Here is a 14,573-nt window from a genome sequence, read left to right as displayed (position 1 = left end):
CTCTCCAAGAAAGGTGAAATCGTAGATATGGTGGTCATCAAGAATACACATGAAGCCACTGTTCTTGCAATGTCCGAAAATGGATATGGAAAACGATCTATGGTAGACGATTACAGAGAACAATCCCGAGGTGGTAAAGGAGTGATTACACTTAAGATAACCCCGAAAACTGGAGACTTAATTGCCCTCAAAGAGGTAACTGATCAAGATGATCTTATGATCATAACTGAGGCCGGAAAAGTCATCCGAATGAGTTGTGGAGGAATTCGCACCATGGGAAGAAATACCCAGGGAGTTCGCATTATGCGCCTTGATTCTGATGGTGCCATTGCAGCCATAACGCGCGTGGTTAATGAAGAAGAAAGTGATGGAGATGATGACGGTGATGATGATTAATCTTCTTCACTAAATTTTTATTCAAAACAAAAAGGGCTTCCATTTAGAAGCCCTTTTTTATAACTCTAATATTAGGCTATGTCAAAATGATTTTTTTATCTTTTAGATTTTTCAATAAAATTAATTAAAATCTATCTACTCTTTAAAATTAAGCAGAGCTAACTGCTCCATATCAAAACCTAAATTCTACTTATGGAAATTCTACTCCAACCTGAAAGCTGGATCGCTCTTCTAACACTTACCTTTCTTGAAATTGTACTTGGGGTAGATAACATCATTTTTATATCCATTGTTTCAAATAAACTACCCGTCGGGCAGCAGAAAAAGGCTCGTACAACCGGGCTTGTTTTAGCCCTTGTTTTCCGAGTTGCCATGTTGCTTAGCATTAGCTGGATTATTGGTTTTACCGAACCCCTCTTTTCCATTTTTGATTATGGTTTTAGTATACGTGACATAATTTTGCTTGTCGGCGGGGTGTTTCTGATCTTTAAAAGTACGGTTGAAATCCACCATAAAATGGAGGGGCAGCATGATGAAAAAGGAACAAAGAAGCTTGCAACATTTGGACAGGTCATTTTTCAGATCGTAGCGCTTGATTTAATTTTTTCATTCGACAGTATTCTCACGGCTATCGGCCTCACGGATGAACTTCTGCTGATGATCATCGCTGTAGTAATTGCCATTATAGTGATGATTGTTTTTGCAGGAACGATCAGTGAATTCATTAAAAAGCATCCTACACTTGAAATTCTTGCTCTTTCCTTTTTGATCCTTATTGGCTTTATGCTAATGATCGAAGCTTTTGAATTCCATGTACCAAAAGGTTATATCTACTTTGCCGTGTTCTTTTCTCTACTTGTTGAGATAATAAATATGCGAGTCCGAAAGAAAAAGGATCCCAAAAAACCGGTGAAGCTGCGTAAGAGATTTGAAGAAACAGAATCTGAAGGGTAGATATACTTTGATTTCCTTGCTCAGACCCTTTTTTCTTGCAAGAATAATATTAATAATAAATTAACGGTAAGCTTATAAGAAATTTTAATCGAATCTATTTCTAAAAAAATTTTACTGGGGACTTTCCAGAATCAAGCAGAATTTGATCCGGTCTTTGGAAACATTCCGATTTAGAAAAGCTCATTATTATTCTAACATTTCGAGAAGCAGTTTTTTTCTTTTCTCAATTAACTCAGCGGGTTCTTCAATTTTGATTTTCTTCCCAAATTGCAAAAGCCACTCGTTGATGTAAGCTAAATTATCGAATTTAAACTCCGCCTTAATTTGTTTAGAATTTAAATCACTTTTCTTAATAATTTTAGCCGGTAAATTCGCCTCCAGGCGCGACATCTCGCTTTTTTCGACCAACAGTGTGATGGAATGAGAACTCTCGTCAGATCGGAAAATAAGCCCCTCTACGTCCAACTCCTTCTTAAGCTCATAGCTTTCGTCTAAAATTAGAACCTCATTTACATTTTCCAGTATAAAATTTCTAATCTCACCCCTGAGATGCGATTTTCCAATTACATTCCAGTGATCTTGGTAAAAAACCAAAATGTACGGGTCAATTTTTCGAATACCGGTCTCGCCTGATTTTGTAGTGTACTCAAATTGCATTCTTTTTTGTTGCGCGATGGCACTGTTTATCAAATACCAACTTCCCCCTTTTTTCTTTTTTCCTCCAAACTTTAGAAATGGATCAACGATGGTTCGCCCCTCAAGAGAATCCATGAATTTCTTTAATTCATCGGGCAGTACATTTTTGATCTTCACCTCCACTCCTTTGGCGTCTTCCACCAAACCCTGATCAACCTGTGACTTTACAAAATTCAGACCCACCATAATTGTCGCCAGTTCTTTTGAGGTAAACATCAATGGGGGAATTTTATACCCTTCAATTAAGCCATATCCGGAATACCGGTCCCAAGTTACCGGAACATTGATTTCTTGCAAAGCATTGAAATCTCTGAAAATAGTTCTTCTGCTCACATCAAACCGCTCAGCCAGTTCGTCAACAGTTAGTCTTTTTCCCGGTTGCTGCAACAATAACATTAGCTTTAATCTTCTTTCTGAGCTATTCACCTTGCACCCTTCTTATTATTTCAACCATTGCTTTCCCATTATAAAATGGATTTTGAAAATTTTCCTGGAGGTCATACACGGAAATTTCGAGACTTAACTCTATTCCACTTAACTCACTTTCAATCTCATCCCTACCTTTCAGCAGAACAACGCCCAACCACGACTTGCCCTCTATCATTTTGATCATCTCGTTTATCTTAAAGGCGTGCTTAGAAACTATTGTTGAGTCCGGTTTAACCTCAAGGTTTTCTAAAGAGCCCATAAAGGACTCTGTGTTCTTTAGTTTTAATCCGGAAGCCATATGCTTACAGGCCATGATCTTCTTTGACACAATATCATTTAAAACGACCCCCTTATCCGGATTTGTTATGGCTAAAGGAATCCCGGGAAGCCCGCCCCCCGTACCTGCATCTATTATCAAACTTGAATCCTTAAAAAGCTTTGACCGAGAAATTACCAGGGAATGCTCAATATGATTAAGCACTGTTTCACGTGGAACATCCCGACTTACGAGGTTCACCTTGTCATTCCACCAGAGAAGCCGGTCAACATATTGGCCTAATAAATCTTTATTTGCCTGAAAGATATTTCGTACAGAACCAACATTATCTCCCGTGTATTCAGAGTAGGATACTTTATGTTCCACGTGAAACATGGCGCTAATTTTTCAGATAAATCATAAGCACAGACATATCACTTGCGGACACGCCGCTGATTCTGCTTGCCTGCCCAATGGTTTCGGGGCGTATCTTTGAAAGCTTTTGAGTCCCCTCAGTAGATAAACTTTTGATGTTGGTGTATTCAATTTGTTCAGGAATAGGCATGTTCTCTTGCTTCTCCATTTCTTTCACCATCTCAAATTCCTTCTCTATATACCCGGCATATTTAACCTGGATCTCTATTTGCTCCAAAACTTTTTCATCAGTACTGATCTCATTGATCTGGTCGGCAAGCTCAGGATCATGATCCATCATATCTTTTAGTGATATTTCGGGTCTTAGTAAAATTTTAATAGCCTTCATGGGTTGACTCATTGGTGAGCTATCCAAACTATTCAGCAATGGATCTATTTGCTCCGGACGAACAGTATAGTCTTTGATCAGATCATCTAATTTATCTATCGCTTCTTTTTTCTCTTGAACTCTTGCAAACCTTTCATCAGAGGCTAACCCAATTCTATGCCCGATCTCTGTAAGACGAAGATCTGCATTATCCTGTCTAAGTAATATTCGATGTTCCGCTCTTGAGGTAAACATTCGATATGGCTCTTCTGTGCCTTTATTAATTAGGTCATCGATAAGAACTCCTATATATGCCTCTGATCTTTGAAGAATTAAAGGGTCTTTATCCTGACTAAACAGACCGGCATTAATTCCAGCCATAAGCCCTTGACACGCAGCTTCCTCATAACCGGTAGTCCCGTTTATTTGACCCGCAAAGAAAAGACCTTCAACGATCTTTGTCTCTAGGGAGCGCTTAACTTGGTGTGGGGGAAAGTAGTCGTACTCAATGGCGTAGCCGGGCCTTATCATTATTACTTCTTCAAAGCCGGGAATAGTTCTTAAAGCTTTATATTGTACATCTTCAGGGAGAGAGGTAGAAAATCCATTCAAATACATCTCGTATGTATTCCACCCTTCAGGCTCCAAAAATAATTGGTGACGGTCTTTATCTGCAAAACGATTAATTTTATCCTCAATGCTGGGACAATATCTTGGGCCTATAGATTTAATTCTTCCATTAAACATCGGGCTTCGATCAAAGCCGGTTTTTAAAACCTCATGAACTTCCTCATTGGTATATCCAATCCAACAAGACATCTGTTCCTCTAAAGAAGGAAGCTTCTCTGTTAAAAAGGAAAAAGCCGTAGGATTCTCATCTCCAAACTGCTCCTCTAACTGGGAGTAATCAACAGTACGGCCGTCTACCCTGGGCGGAGTCCCTGTTTTTAATCTACCTACCTCGAAACCTAATTTTTCTAATGCCGCAGAAATCCCTATAGAGGCTCTTTCTCCCGACCTACCACCGCCGTGTTGCGCTTCACCAATATGAATCAGTCCATTACCAAAGGTCCCTGTAGTGAGAATTACTGATTTGGCATAAAATTTTTGTCCTGTTTGAGTAACTACTCCTTTTATAGTGCACTCTTCGGAAATAAGATCAACAACATTATCCTGGCGGAAAAATAGACTTTCCTTTTCTTCCAGCCTTTCTCTCATTTTCTGAGCATATAGCATGCGGTCGCTTTGGCATCGGGGGCTCCACATTGCGGGGCCTTTACTTTTATTTAACATCCTGAATTGGACTCCGGTCTCATCACTTACGATTCCGGATAACCCTCCAAGCGCATCAATCTCTCTAACTAACTGTCCTTTGGCAACACCACCCATTGCCGGATTGCAAGACATTTTTGCAATAGCTTCCAGGTTCATTGTGATTAAAAGTGTCTTGGCACCCATTTGTGCTGCAGCCCCAGCTGCTTCACTTCCTGCGTGACCTCCACCTACTACTATCACATCATATGTTGGGTCGTAAACTGACATTACTCTCTGTTTTTTATACGCTTATAATATATAATAACTTTTATTGAACCATAAAGATAAGAAATTGTACTTCTATGAACTATTAAGTACAATTTTGTTCTACCCCGTTCACTATTCAAGCGTTTAATAAAGCCTGATTTATGTTGAGGTTTCTACAAACAAAAAAAGCTTCCAAAACTTGGAAGCTTTAATTTGCGATCCGGAAGGGACTCGAACCCTCGACCTCCTGCGTGACAGGCAGGCGTTCTAACCAACTGAACTACCGGACCTTTTTGAGAGCATCAAATATACACAGCATCTTAGTTCGAAGTCAAGCCATTTCTGAAATCTCTTTGAAAAAGACGAGGGTCACGAACTCAATCGCAACCCTCTTTCGGGATGGTAATATAATTAACGTTTATTTTGACAATTCCGTTTTAACTGCTTCCAAAATTTCCTCACTTTCCGGCTTTACACTGCTTCTGAATCTTCTTTTTAAAGAACCGTCCTTCCCTACTAAGAATTTCTCAAAATTCCATTTGATCTCACCGTCAAAATCAGGATTTGGTTGACCCGTTAAATAACTGAATAGAGGATCTTGATCTTCCCCTTTTACCGAAACTTTTGAAAACATTGGGAATTCAACTCCGTATTCGAGAGTACAGAATTGTTTGATCTCCTCATCTGTACCAGGCTCTTGTCCTTTAAAGTTATTGGCCGGAAATCCTAATATCACAAAGCCTTCATCTTTATATTCATCGTAAATACTTTGGAGTCCTTCATACTGAGAAGTAAATCCACACTTTGATGCAACATTCACAAGCATAATTACTTTTCCCTTATATTCACTCAGGGAAACTTCATTTCCATCTATATCTGTCATATTGAAATTATAGATAGAAGTATTTTTGTTATCAGTTATTGAAGATGCCATGAACAGTATGATTAATGAGAATAAAATTTTCATTGAATTATTTTTTTCTTGTGGCGTTAGTGTTTAAACTGCTTACATAAACTAAATCATTCCAAATGAAAAAAATTATCTTTTACACTTTTTTTTTAATGCTTTTGCTAACGCTCCCTTCCATCAGCTATGCACAAATGTTTTCTGTTGGTGATTCAAACAATCGGACTTTAAATTCCTCATCAACCTACGTAAGGGGAGGTATTTCATTGATTGATTTCCAATATAAAGGAGATCCTGCGGCTTTAGATCAAACAGGTTCTCTTTCTTTTTCAGGAACCGCTGCTTATTTAGCTTATGAATCAAATGGCTTAAATTTAGGATTATCCCTTGGAAACAACTTCTCAAACTTAGAAAACAGAAGCTACTTCAGTTTAAACCTAAATTTTGTCAACCCATTTTATTTCATCGGAAATCAAAATTTCAGTGCCGGAATCCCGCTAAAAATAGGCTCAAAAGTGACTTCTGTAAGAAGCGACAGGGTCTCACAAGAATTTTCTCAAAATAAATTAAGTGTTGGAGCCGGTTTGATCACAAGAATTAATGTCCCTGAGAAGTTTAGGATAACAACTCAATTCATACCAAGCATTGGCTTTAGCACTTCAAGCGGTGGTTTTATAGGCGGTAATGTTTTTTCGATGGCAGGAAAGGCTCGTGTTAATTTCTATAATTTGATCTTTGGAAGAAATATTAGCCTTGGATATGATTATAACTTTGATACTTATAACATTGATGGGGAAGAATATGATTACGATTATAGCGGCCACACATTAACTCTTGGGATATCATTGTGAAACCCGAAAAATTTCTTCTTGAACTGGAACAAATATTAGAACAGGCGGGATATACCCTTCGAAAGGAACGCGGTTCCTTTAGGGGAGATGAATGTATTATCGAAGGTCAAAAATTAGTTGTCGTGAATAAAAATAAACCCATAGAATCACAGCTTGGAACTATGGGCAGAGTGCTGGGAGAAATAGACCTTACGGGAGTATATATAAAACCTGCTGTCAGAAAAAAGCTGGAAGATCTTTGGGATCAGCTTGAAGTAATTCCTGAAGAGTCCACTGAGGATTTTGAATTAGAATGAAGATAACGTTTTTGGGAACCGGAACATCGATGGGAGTACCCGTTGCCGGTGGATTTCGAAGAGAAGAACTTGCACATGACCCCCGCAATGAACGCACGCGTTGTTCTGTTTGGGTCCAGTCTAAAGGCACGTCTATACTGGTTGATGCAGGACCTGAATTCAGAATCCAAAGTATTAAGGCCAAAATTCAGCGTATCGACCATATACTGGTAACCCATGAACACATGGATCATGTGGCCGGACTCGATGACCTTCGTGTATATTCCTATATCAATAAAGCACCCATTCCGGTTCACGCCTCAAAAAAATGTATTGAATCGATAAAGACCCGGTTCAACTACATGTTTGGTAGGGATAAATATCCGGGGTCAACTTCGCTTGACCTTATCGAGGCCAACGAACCTTTCAAGCTTGGAGAGAATCAAATTACCCCACTACCCATTAAGCATGGTAATCTGGAAATTCTGGGATTCAGGATAAATGATTTCACGTATTTAACAGATGTGAAACACATTCCGGAAAAAACAAAGGAGCTAATACACGGTTCCAAAGTTATTGCAATGGGTGCATTACGCTGGGAACCTGAACATCCCACTCACCAAACCATCCCTGAAGCTGTTCAAACTATAGAAGAGCTGGAAATACCCAAAGCATTCTTAATTCATATGAACAGCTATGTAGATCATGAGCCAACAAATCAACGGCTGCCTGATCATATAAAGTTAGCCTATGATCAATTGACTCTTACCCTTTAACCACTGCCTTTATAAAAACTTCTTTAATTCCTCATTAGACTTCAGTTCGTCCACGATCTCTTTCACATTTTGGGCCTTATCAAGCTTACATACCAAAATAGCGTCATCGGTCTCCACTACCGCAATACCATCCACACCCACTATCGATATCATTTTTCCGCTTTTAGATGAAATATAGTTTTTGGTGGATTCACTGAATGTAGCATGCTTAGTATTGATCACATTTCCATGAGAATCTTTATTCCCCAATTCATAAGCGGCTGTCCAGCTACCTACATCATTCCACCCAAATTCAGCCGGAACTAAAAATACATTTTCAGCGTGTTCCATAATGCCATAATCTATAGAAACAGATTCACAAGCACGGTAAAAAGAATCTACTGCTGACTTGTGGTCTTGACTAAAGAAAGAATCCGAACTTTTCTTAACCAGATCGTACATATCCGGCAGGTATTTTTTAAATTCATTAAGGATGGTACTTACCGACCAAATAAACATGCCGCTATTCCAGTAATAATCACCGGCAACAAGGAATTGCTGTGCGGTTGCTTCGTCTGGTTTTTCCTTAAATGCTTTTACGGGGTGAACTAATTTTTGATTGTATTCTTCTTGTACAGAGTCATCACCATGGATATACCCATATCCTGTTTCCGGGCGATCGGGGTTTATACCAATAGTTACCAGATTCTCCCCGGACCCGGCCTTTTCAATAGCCGCTTTCAAAAATTCATTGAATATCTCGGGCTCCTGAATGTGATGATCGGCAGGCAGTACAACCATAACTGCTTCAGGATCTTTTTTATACAACATTTCAGCCGCTATGGCTACGCAGGGGGCGGTGTTCTTAGCCACCGGCTCACCTACAACATTATCTGCAGGAATAGACGGTAATTGATCTTTAACAATATCCACGTAATCGTCATTAGTAATGACCAAAATTCTTTCCTGTGGAATGATCGGCTCAATCCTTCGGGCCGTATTCTGGATCATTGTCCCTTCCCCAAAAAGAGATAAAAATTGCTTGGGAAGTTTCTTTGTGCTTTTTGGCCAAAAGCGTGTTCCCGATCCACCGGCCATAATTACTGCGTAAACCATATTATTTGTTTAGTTAGATTTAATCCTGACGGAAGGTACAACTAATCTTAAAGAACCTGAACATTTTCAGCTTTGCGGAGACTGATAGTAAATTTAGAACCTTTATTGGGCTCACTTTCTATAGAGAGCTTTTCTCCATGTGCTTCCATGATATGTTTTACGATCGCTAAACCTAACCCGGTTCCGCCGCGCTCTCTGGATCTTGATTTATCTACTCTGAAAAATCGCTCCGTAACGCGTGGAATATCCTTTTCGTCGATACCAATTCCCGTATCTTTTACCGAAACGAATATCCGTTCTTTCTCTTTTGGTTTTGTGAATACCGTAACCTCAACTTTACCCTTAGGGATGTTATATTTAATGCCATTTTCTATCAAGTTGATCAGAACCTGCTTAACCTGATTCTTATCCGCCTTTACCTGAATGTTCCTATCAAACTCATTTACTATAAGCTGAATATTTTCTCTCTCTGCTTTATAGGTAAGGCTTTCAATGATATCGTTAAGTACTTCGTATAGATAGATCTCCTCGATCTCGGATTTCAACTCCCCGGTTTCCAGCTTGGAGATCTCCATAAGATCCTTGGTTAGGTAAATAAGCCGGTTTACATTCCGCATTGCTTTTTTAAGGAAGTCCCGGTTTACTTCTTCATCTTCGAGCGCCCCATTCAATAACGTCTCAATAAAACCCTGTATAGCAAAAATAGGGGTTTTCAGCTCATGCGAAATATCCCCAATGAACTCCTTTCTGTAATTCTCAATTCGGTTCAAGCGCTGAATCTCTCTCTCTATGGTTCTGCTGGACTTAATTCCTTGCTTTACCAAATAATCTATTTCATCATGACGGGAAGAGGTGGCGCCTTCGTGATCCATAAACCGCTTCCTTGCAATATTTTTGAAAAGCTGCTCAATGGTTTTAAACCTTTTATAAGAATAAAAGTAAGTGACTGCATAAGTGATCAGGAAGATAAACCCCGCCATTAAGGCACTTAATGACAGTGCTTCTTTTGGGGTGAAATTATATCCCAGCCAAATCATAAGGTATAATGCAATGGCACTAAAAACCGAAACCAGCATGCCTATTCTAAGGCCACTTCTAAAAATCCCTTTTCTCTTATTACTTTTCCTTTTACTCATTCCTTAAATCGGTAGCCAACTCCTTTCACCGTTTCAATATAATGATCGCCCAATTTTTCTCTGATCTTTCTTACATGAACATCAACTGTACGATCAACCACATAGACATTATCTCCCCAAACTTTATTAAGCAGTGTTTGGCGATCTCTGACTTTACCTCTTCTGCTTGCCAGGTAGTACAATAACTCAAACTCTTTTCGGGGCAACTGGAACTCCTCCTCTCCGCGTGTAACGATATAGCGGTCTTTGTCTATTGAGAGATCGTGTACATCCAATCGGTTTACTTCCTCTTCAGTTTCATCAAAACGCCGCATTACAGCTTTAATACGGGAAATAAGTTTCGTGGTACTGATGGGCTTTGTTATATAATCGTCACCGCCCTTGTTCAGACCTTCTACTTCGGTTTTCTCATCACTTCGAGCTGTTAAAAATATAATAGGAATCGATTTCAGCTCATCATCAGCACGAATCACTTCAACTGCCTCCATTCCATCCATTTTTGGCATCATTATATCCATGAGTACCAAATCCGGTTTATGCTCCTTGGCTATTTTTATTCCCTCTTCACCATTCTCTGCTTTGAGAACATCGAATCCTTCTTTTTTGAGATTGTATTCTATCAGATCCAGCAGATCCTTTTCATCATCAACTACGAGTATCGTTTTATTAGCCACGGGGACAAGATTTGGTGATAGTTTCCATCTATACAATGGTACTAATGTACTGCATTAATAGAAAACGTGCGGGCATTAAGAAATTGTTACGGGATCACAGACTTGTGGGATTCCACAGATTCCACAGATTTAATTTTCACTCCGTGAAAATTGAGTCAATACTTAAATCCGAAAATCCTACAAATCTGTGATCAACTGAGTAGATACCCAATACCTGCCGGTTGATGAAGCAGCCATCCTGTTAAGCTGTATCTGGGAACCTGAGTCGTTAACACTTCATGTTCGATAATATCACTTTTGAATACTAACAATCGCTTTGCGATCGGTTCAACTTTGATTTCTTCCCCATTTTTGTAAATAACTAATTCCCCCCCGTTGCCTTCTTTCCAGTCTTTGTTCAGATAAATGAGTACGGTGATCTGCCGATTTCTTCTCTCTTGAAACTGATCCAAGTGTCGGTGATAGTATGTTCCTGTGGGATATTTGGCAATGTGAAACTCAGATCCGGACAAACTCAAATAACAAAATCGCTTCAGATTCAGGGTGAGTTCATCCATCAAGCCGAAAAATGGGGCTAATTTGGTGTCTCTTTCTTCGTCCAGCCAGTAGATGAAGTCTCCACGAATTTCAGCTTTTACCTGAAAATCCTGTTGCGCCCCGATACCGGCTTTCTTCAATTTGTCGGATTCCTCCATTTCATGGAAAAACTGCATTATGTCTCCATAGAGCTCATCACTGATGAAATTGTCAACTATTACAAAGTCATTTTCGGCTAGTAGATCTAGCCACTCAAGCCATGCTTCATTTGTATGGTTCATCGTTTAGGAAAAATTGGAAAAGCTGTTGTTAATTTAAGAATAGAATAAAAATAAGAGCTTTTAAATCAGAAAAGAATTCTCACTTAAAACTATGAAAAACTTCGCACTTCTTATCTACTATAATTTGTTACTCATTTAAATCTAGTTCATCAAAGTTAAATTCTTCAATATTGTGCATATCTAAATATTGATCAATTTGTTGAGCAACATTCTTTTCGGCCTCCTGCCAACTATCTCCAAAAGAAGATAACTCTACCTTTAAATTATTTATTTCCGGGTGGACTCCTTCAGATATAACTTTCTTTTGAGGCATATGTTTATCTGAGGTCTCAAGATACTTAATATCTTTAAAAAGGGCGGCTCCTCGATATTTTCCTAAGAATTCCATAACGCATGTCTTTAGTTACAATTTGAATATATATCTTGTTCGTGAATATAGTGTGAATGAATGGTTTTTCCTGAATACTTACTAACCTGGATTAGCAAGCTTATAAACGTTCGTAATTCTTGATATATTTATCGCATGAAATTACCCAAGCATTGGAAGCGGGCTTATATCTCTTTTTTGGTCTGGTTCAAGAATTATCGCAAAAATTTTCGAAATAGATTCCAGGCAGTAGAAGTTGAGCTCTACGATCTTAATAAAGTAGTTGAACCATTTGTTCACGGTTTTAACTCACTTTTAGTAGTATTAGCAGTTGCCAGTTTGATTGCTTCGGAAGGCTTTGAACTAAAAAATCCCTACCTCCGGTGGAACAATTATCTTGACCTGGCCATTGTGGTGGGCTTCACAATATCTTATTTCATTCGATTATTTCTTACCTCCAAAAGACTCCAACTAATAAGAAATAGAGTTTTTGAAACCATCCTCATTTCTTTATTGGCTCTGATTGGGCTGAGTTACCTGATAGGTGGAGAAGGATTTGTGGAATATATGGAATCTCTTTTCCGTGTAAGGGACATATGGCCAATACTTATTTTAGCTACAAAAATTTACCTGATCATACTGATCATTGAACGTGGTATACGGGCAGCTCCAATCATCCTTTCCCTAAAAAGAAAACCTACTCAGGTTGTGGCTGGTAGTTTCTTATCTGTTATAGCTGTAGGGGCCGTACTTCTTATGACACCCAGTGCTACCGTAAACGGAGAAGGTTTGAACTTTATTGATGCATTATTTACTTCAACCAGTGCTGTGTGTGTGACTGGGCTAATAGTAGTTGATACCGCAACACACTTAACCTTGTTTGGGCAAATAATAGTTTTGGGGTTAATTCAAATCGGAGGTTTGGGTTTACTCACAATTGCTACTCTTTTTGCCCTGTATGTTAGTTCCGGATTAGGCGTAGGCCAGATGACACTGCTTAAAAGTACTATAGGTGAAACTCGTACCAGTGAAACCTTCCATACTATAAAACGGATCGTCGGTATCACACTCTTGATTGAAGCCGCAGGTGCACTTGGATATTACTTAAGCTGGCATGATCTATTTGATGACAACTCAACCCGACTTTTTTTCTCTATATTTCATGCCGTTTCAGCGTTTTGTAACGCCGGTTTTTCAGTATTCACAAATAGTCTGGCCGATCAAGTTAATGCCTTAAATTATGGGATTAATATCACCACCATGATCTTAATTATAACGGGTGGGCTTGGCTTTACAACCCTGTGGGAACTCTTAAAGGGCAATCCTAATCACCGGCTTAGAAATTGGCAGTTCTCTATCCATACCAAACTAGTTCTTTATGCTACCGGGTTTTTAATAATTACCGGTACGGTGGCTATTTTAGTTTTGGAATGGAATGGGGTACTTGCCGGATATCAAACATCAGATAAAATAATGCTCTCGCTTTTTCAGAGTGTCACAACACGTACTGCAGGTTTTAATACCCTTGATATCGGGAGCCTTGGAATTAGTACCACACTTATTGTTCTGACATTAATGATCATAGGTGCATCACCGGCCTCAACAGCTGGTGGATTAAAAACCACAACCGTTTCAGTTTTGTTGTTATCGGTTTGGAGCACTATAACGGGGAAAAAAGATGTGGAGTTTGCAAAAAAGAAAATATCAAAAGAAACTGTTTTTACCGCGATGACGGTATTTGTGATTGGGGCAGTATGTTTATTCTTTTTTACTCTCCTGCTCACCATTACCGAAGATCAGCCGTTTATAGATATATTATTCGAACAGTTTTCAGCCCTTGCAACTGTTGGACTCTCTCGTGGAATAACTGGAGAGCTAACTACGGCAGGAAAATCAATTATCATAGTTTCCATGTTTATAGGTAGGGTAGGAATTGTTACCCTTGCATTGGCATTTGCAAAACGTAGAACCGCCACAAAGTATCAATATCCATCTGAAAGTGTAATTGTAGCTTAAAAAGGAATTATTATGTCAACGACGAAAGATCAATTTTGTGTAATAGGGCTTGGCGAATATGGATTTTCTCTGGCTAAATCTTTAGCAGAGGAGGGAGCCTATGTATTAGCTGTTGACCATGACTACGACCGTATTGAGGAAATAAAAAAATATGTAGCTCATGCTGTTCAGTTTGATGCTACCGATCCGACACTTTTAAAAGAACACGGTGTTAGCGAAGCCGATGTAGTCATCGTTGCTATTGGAGAAGTATTTGAACCAGTAGTGCTTATCAGCATGGAATTACTAAAAGCGAAAGTAGGGCGAATCATTGCGCGTGCTTCCAATGAGACCCAAGAAACCATTCTGAATAAGATAGGGATCAAAGAAGTTATTCATCCCGAAAAGGATGAGGGGAAACGAATGGCGACGTCTTTGGTAAGTACTTCTATCAGTGACTTTTTTAAATTAAGTGGAGATGTTGGCATCTTTGAAATAGATGCCCCCAAAGGAATGGTCGGGTATTCGCTTAAAGAACTAAAAATTCGTCAGCGATATGACATGAGTCTTATCACAATAAAAAGACAGAAAAAACGAGACGATTCTAATATCTTATACGAGTCTGAAGATGATTACTACTACGAAGTGATGGGTGTATTAGATCCTTTAACAATGATTCGCAAGA

The 14,573-nt window shown here is 39.0% G+C and carries 16 protein-coding genes and 1 tRNA gene; 7 read left to right on the top strand and 10 right to left on the bottom strand.

The window, feature by feature from the left end; translation table 11 throughout:
- Both VFM80_RS11355 and VFM80_RS11350 read left to right on the top strand, forming a co-directional pair.
- Window positions 1-396 (top strand): DNA gyrase C-terminal beta-propeller domain-containing protein (locus VFM80_RS11355; RefSeq protein ID WP_395071946.1); only part of this gene is annotated, 396 nt, incomplete at its 5' end.
- Between the two features lie 192 nt (window positions 397-588).
- On the top strand, window positions 589-1,350 hold the full coding sequence (locus tag VFM80_RS11350) for a TerC family protein (protein ID WP_395071945.1): 762 nt from the start codon (window positions 589-591) through the stop codon (window positions 1,348-1,350).
- A gap of 186 nt (window positions 1,351-1,536) precedes the next feature.
- Here the strand turns inward: VFM80_RS11350 and VFM80_RS11345 are convergent, their stop codons facing one another.
- The 5 genes from VFM80_RS11345 to VFM80_RS11325 all read right to left on the bottom strand — a co-directional run bounded on the left by VFM80_RS11345 (window position 1,537) and on the right by VFM80_RS11325 (window position 5,961).
- Complete coding sequence (locus VFM80_RS11345; RefSeq protein ID WP_395071944.1) at window positions 1,537-2,472, bottom strand: helix-turn-helix transcriptional regulator; 936 nt, start codon at window positions 2,470-2,472, stop codon at window positions 1,537-1,539.
- Window positions 2,465-3,127: a 16S rRNA (guanine(527)-N(7))-methyltransferase RsmG gene (locus tag VFM80_RS11340; RefSeq protein ID WP_395071943.1), complete on the bottom strand. Its 663-nt coding sequence runs from the start codon at window positions 3,125-3,127 to the stop codon at window positions 2,465-2,467. Before VFM80_RS11340 ends, VFM80_RS11345 begins: the two co-directional genes overlap by 8 nt.
- A 4-nt stretch (window positions 3,128-3,131) precedes the next feature.
- Entirely contained in the window at window positions 3,132-5,015 is a 1,884-nt protein-coding gene (gene mnmG, locus VFM80_RS11335; RefSeq protein ID WP_395071942.1) for a tRNA uridine-5-carboxymethylaminomethyl(34) synthesis enzyme MnmG, read from the bottom strand.
- A gap of 195 nt (window positions 5,016-5,210) precedes the next feature.
- A tRNA-Asp gene (locus tag VFM80_RS11330) sits at window positions 5,211-5,284 on the bottom strand.
- 128 nt (window positions 5,285-5,412) lie between these two features.
- On the bottom strand, window positions 5,413-5,961 hold the full coding sequence (locus VFM80_RS11325) for a glutathione peroxidase (RefSeq protein WP_395071941.1): 549 nt from the start codon (window positions 5,959-5,961) through the stop codon (window positions 5,413-5,415).
- A gap of 62 nt (window positions 5,962-6,023) precedes the next feature.
- Between VFM80_RS11325 and VFM80_RS11320 the strand changes: the two genes are divergently transcribed.
- Genes VFM80_RS11320 through VFM80_RS11310 form a run of 3 tightly spaced genes read left to right on the top strand, consistent with a single transcriptional unit; the run spans window position 6,024 to window position 7,803 of the window.
- Entirely contained in the window at window positions 6,024-6,752 is a 729-nt protein-coding gene (locus VFM80_RS11320) for a hypothetical protein (protein ID WP_395071940.1), read from the top strand.
- A complete protein-coding gene (locus VFM80_RS11315) occupies window positions 6,749-7,048 on the top strand; it encodes a hypothetical protein (protein ID WP_395071939.1) in 300 nt (99 codons plus the stop codon). Before VFM80_RS11320 ends, VFM80_RS11315 begins: the two co-directional genes overlap by 4 nt.
- Window positions 7,045-7,803 carry an MBL fold metallo-hydrolase gene (locus VFM80_RS11310; RefSeq protein WP_395071938.1) on the top strand — a complete coding sequence of 253 codons (759 nt, stop codon included), beginning with the start codon at window positions 7,045-7,047 and terminating at the stop codon, window positions 7,801-7,803. Before VFM80_RS11315 ends, VFM80_RS11310 begins: the two co-directional genes overlap by 4 nt.
- A gap of 9 nt (window positions 7,804-7,812) precedes the next feature.
- Here the strand turns inward: VFM80_RS11310 and VFM80_RS11305 are convergent, their stop codons facing one another.
- The 5 genes from VFM80_RS11305 to VFM80_RS11285 form a co-directional block, all read right to left on the bottom strand.
- Window positions 7,813-8,898 (bottom strand): mannose-1-phosphate guanylyltransferase, encoded by a 1,086-nt coding sequence (locus VFM80_RS11305; protein ID WP_395071937.1) that lies wholly within the window; start codon window positions 8,896-8,898, stop codon window positions 7,813-7,815.
- Between the two features lie 47 nt (window positions 8,899-8,945).
- On the bottom strand, window positions 8,946-10,034 hold the full coding sequence (locus VFM80_RS11300; RefSeq protein WP_395071936.1) for a sensor histidine kinase: 1,089 nt from the start codon (window positions 10,032-10,034) through the stop codon (window positions 8,946-8,948).
- Entirely contained in the window at window positions 10,031-10,708 is a 678-nt protein-coding gene (locus VFM80_RS11295) for a response regulator (protein ID WP_395071935.1), read from the bottom strand. Before VFM80_RS11295 ends, VFM80_RS11300 begins: the two co-directional genes overlap by 4 nt.
- 191 nt (window positions 10,709-10,899) lie before the next feature.
- Complete coding sequence (locus tag VFM80_RS11290) at window positions 10,900-11,526, bottom strand: 2OG-Fe(II) oxygenase (RefSeq protein WP_395071934.1); 627 nt, start codon at window positions 11,524-11,526, stop codon at window positions 10,900-10,902.
- Window positions 11,527-11,653: 127 nt separating this feature from the next.
- Window positions 11,654-11,914: a hypothetical protein gene (locus VFM80_RS11285; protein ID WP_395071933.1), complete on the bottom strand. Its 261-nt coding sequence runs from the start codon at window positions 11,912-11,914 to the stop codon at window positions 11,654-11,656.
- A 135-nt stretch (window positions 11,915-12,049) separates the two neighbouring features.
- Here VFM80_RS11285 and VFM80_RS11280 point away from each other — a divergent pair, with 135 nt between their 5' ends.
- Window positions 12,050-13,909 carry a TrkH family potassium uptake protein gene (locus VFM80_RS11280; RefSeq protein WP_395071932.1) on the top strand — a complete coding sequence of 620 codons (1,860 nt, stop codon included), beginning with the start codon at window positions 12,050-12,052 and terminating at the stop codon, window positions 13,907-13,909.
- Window positions 13,910-13,921: 12 nt separating this feature from the next.
- On the top strand, window positions 13,922-14,573 hold a 652-nt coding region (locus tag VFM80_RS11275), incomplete at its 3' end, for a potassium channel family protein (protein ID WP_395071931.1).

The organism is Gracilimonas sp., from assembly GCF_035704785.1.
In the GTDB taxonomy this organism is placed as follows: Bacteria; Bacteroidota; Rhodothermia; order Balneolales; family Balneolaceae; genus Gracilimonas.
This window is presented reverse-complemented; position numbering and strand designations above follow the sequence as displayed.

Coding starts and splice junctions, on each gene's coding strand:
- VFM80_RS11350 (WP_395071945.1), top strand. CDS start 589: ATGGAAATTCTACTCCAACCTGAAAGCTGGATCGCTCTTCTAACACTT.
- VFM80_RS11340 (WP_395071943.1), bottom strand. CDS start 3,127: ATGTTTCACGTGGAACATAAAGTATCCTACTCTGAATACACGGGAGAT.
- mnmG (WP_395071942.1), bottom strand. CDS start 5,015: ATGTCAGTTTACGACCCAACATATGATGTGATAGTAGTAGGTGGAGGT.
- VFM80_RS11325 (WP_395071941.1), bottom strand. CDS start 5,961: ATGAAAATTTTATTCTCATTAATCATACTGTTCATGGCATCTTCAATA.
- VFM80_RS11320 (WP_395071940.1), top strand. CDS start 6,024: ATGAAAAAAATTATCTTTTACACTTTTTTTTTAATGCTTTTGCTAACG.
- VFM80_RS11310 (WP_395071938.1), top strand. CDS start 7,045: ATGAAGATAACGTTTTTGGGAACCGGAACATCGATGGGAGTACCCGTT.
- VFM80_RS11305 (WP_395071937.1), bottom strand. CDS start 8,898: ATGGTTTACGCAGTAATTATGGCCGGTGGATCGGGAACACGCTTTTGG.
- VFM80_RS11300 (WP_395071936.1), bottom strand. CDS start 10,034: ATGAGTAAAAGGAAAAGTAATAAGAGAAAAGGGATTTTTAGAAGTGGC.
- VFM80_RS11290 (WP_395071934.1), bottom strand. CDS start 11,526: ATGAACCATACAAATGAAGCATGGCTTGAGTGGCTAGATCTACTAGCC.
- VFM80_RS11285 (WP_395071933.1), bottom strand. CDS start 11,914: ATGGAATTCTTAGGAAAATATCGAGGAGCCGCCCTTTTTAAAGATATT.
- VFM80_RS11280 (WP_395071932.1), top strand. CDS start 12,050: ATGAAATTACCCAAGCATTGGAAGCGGGCTTATATCTCTTTTTTGGTC.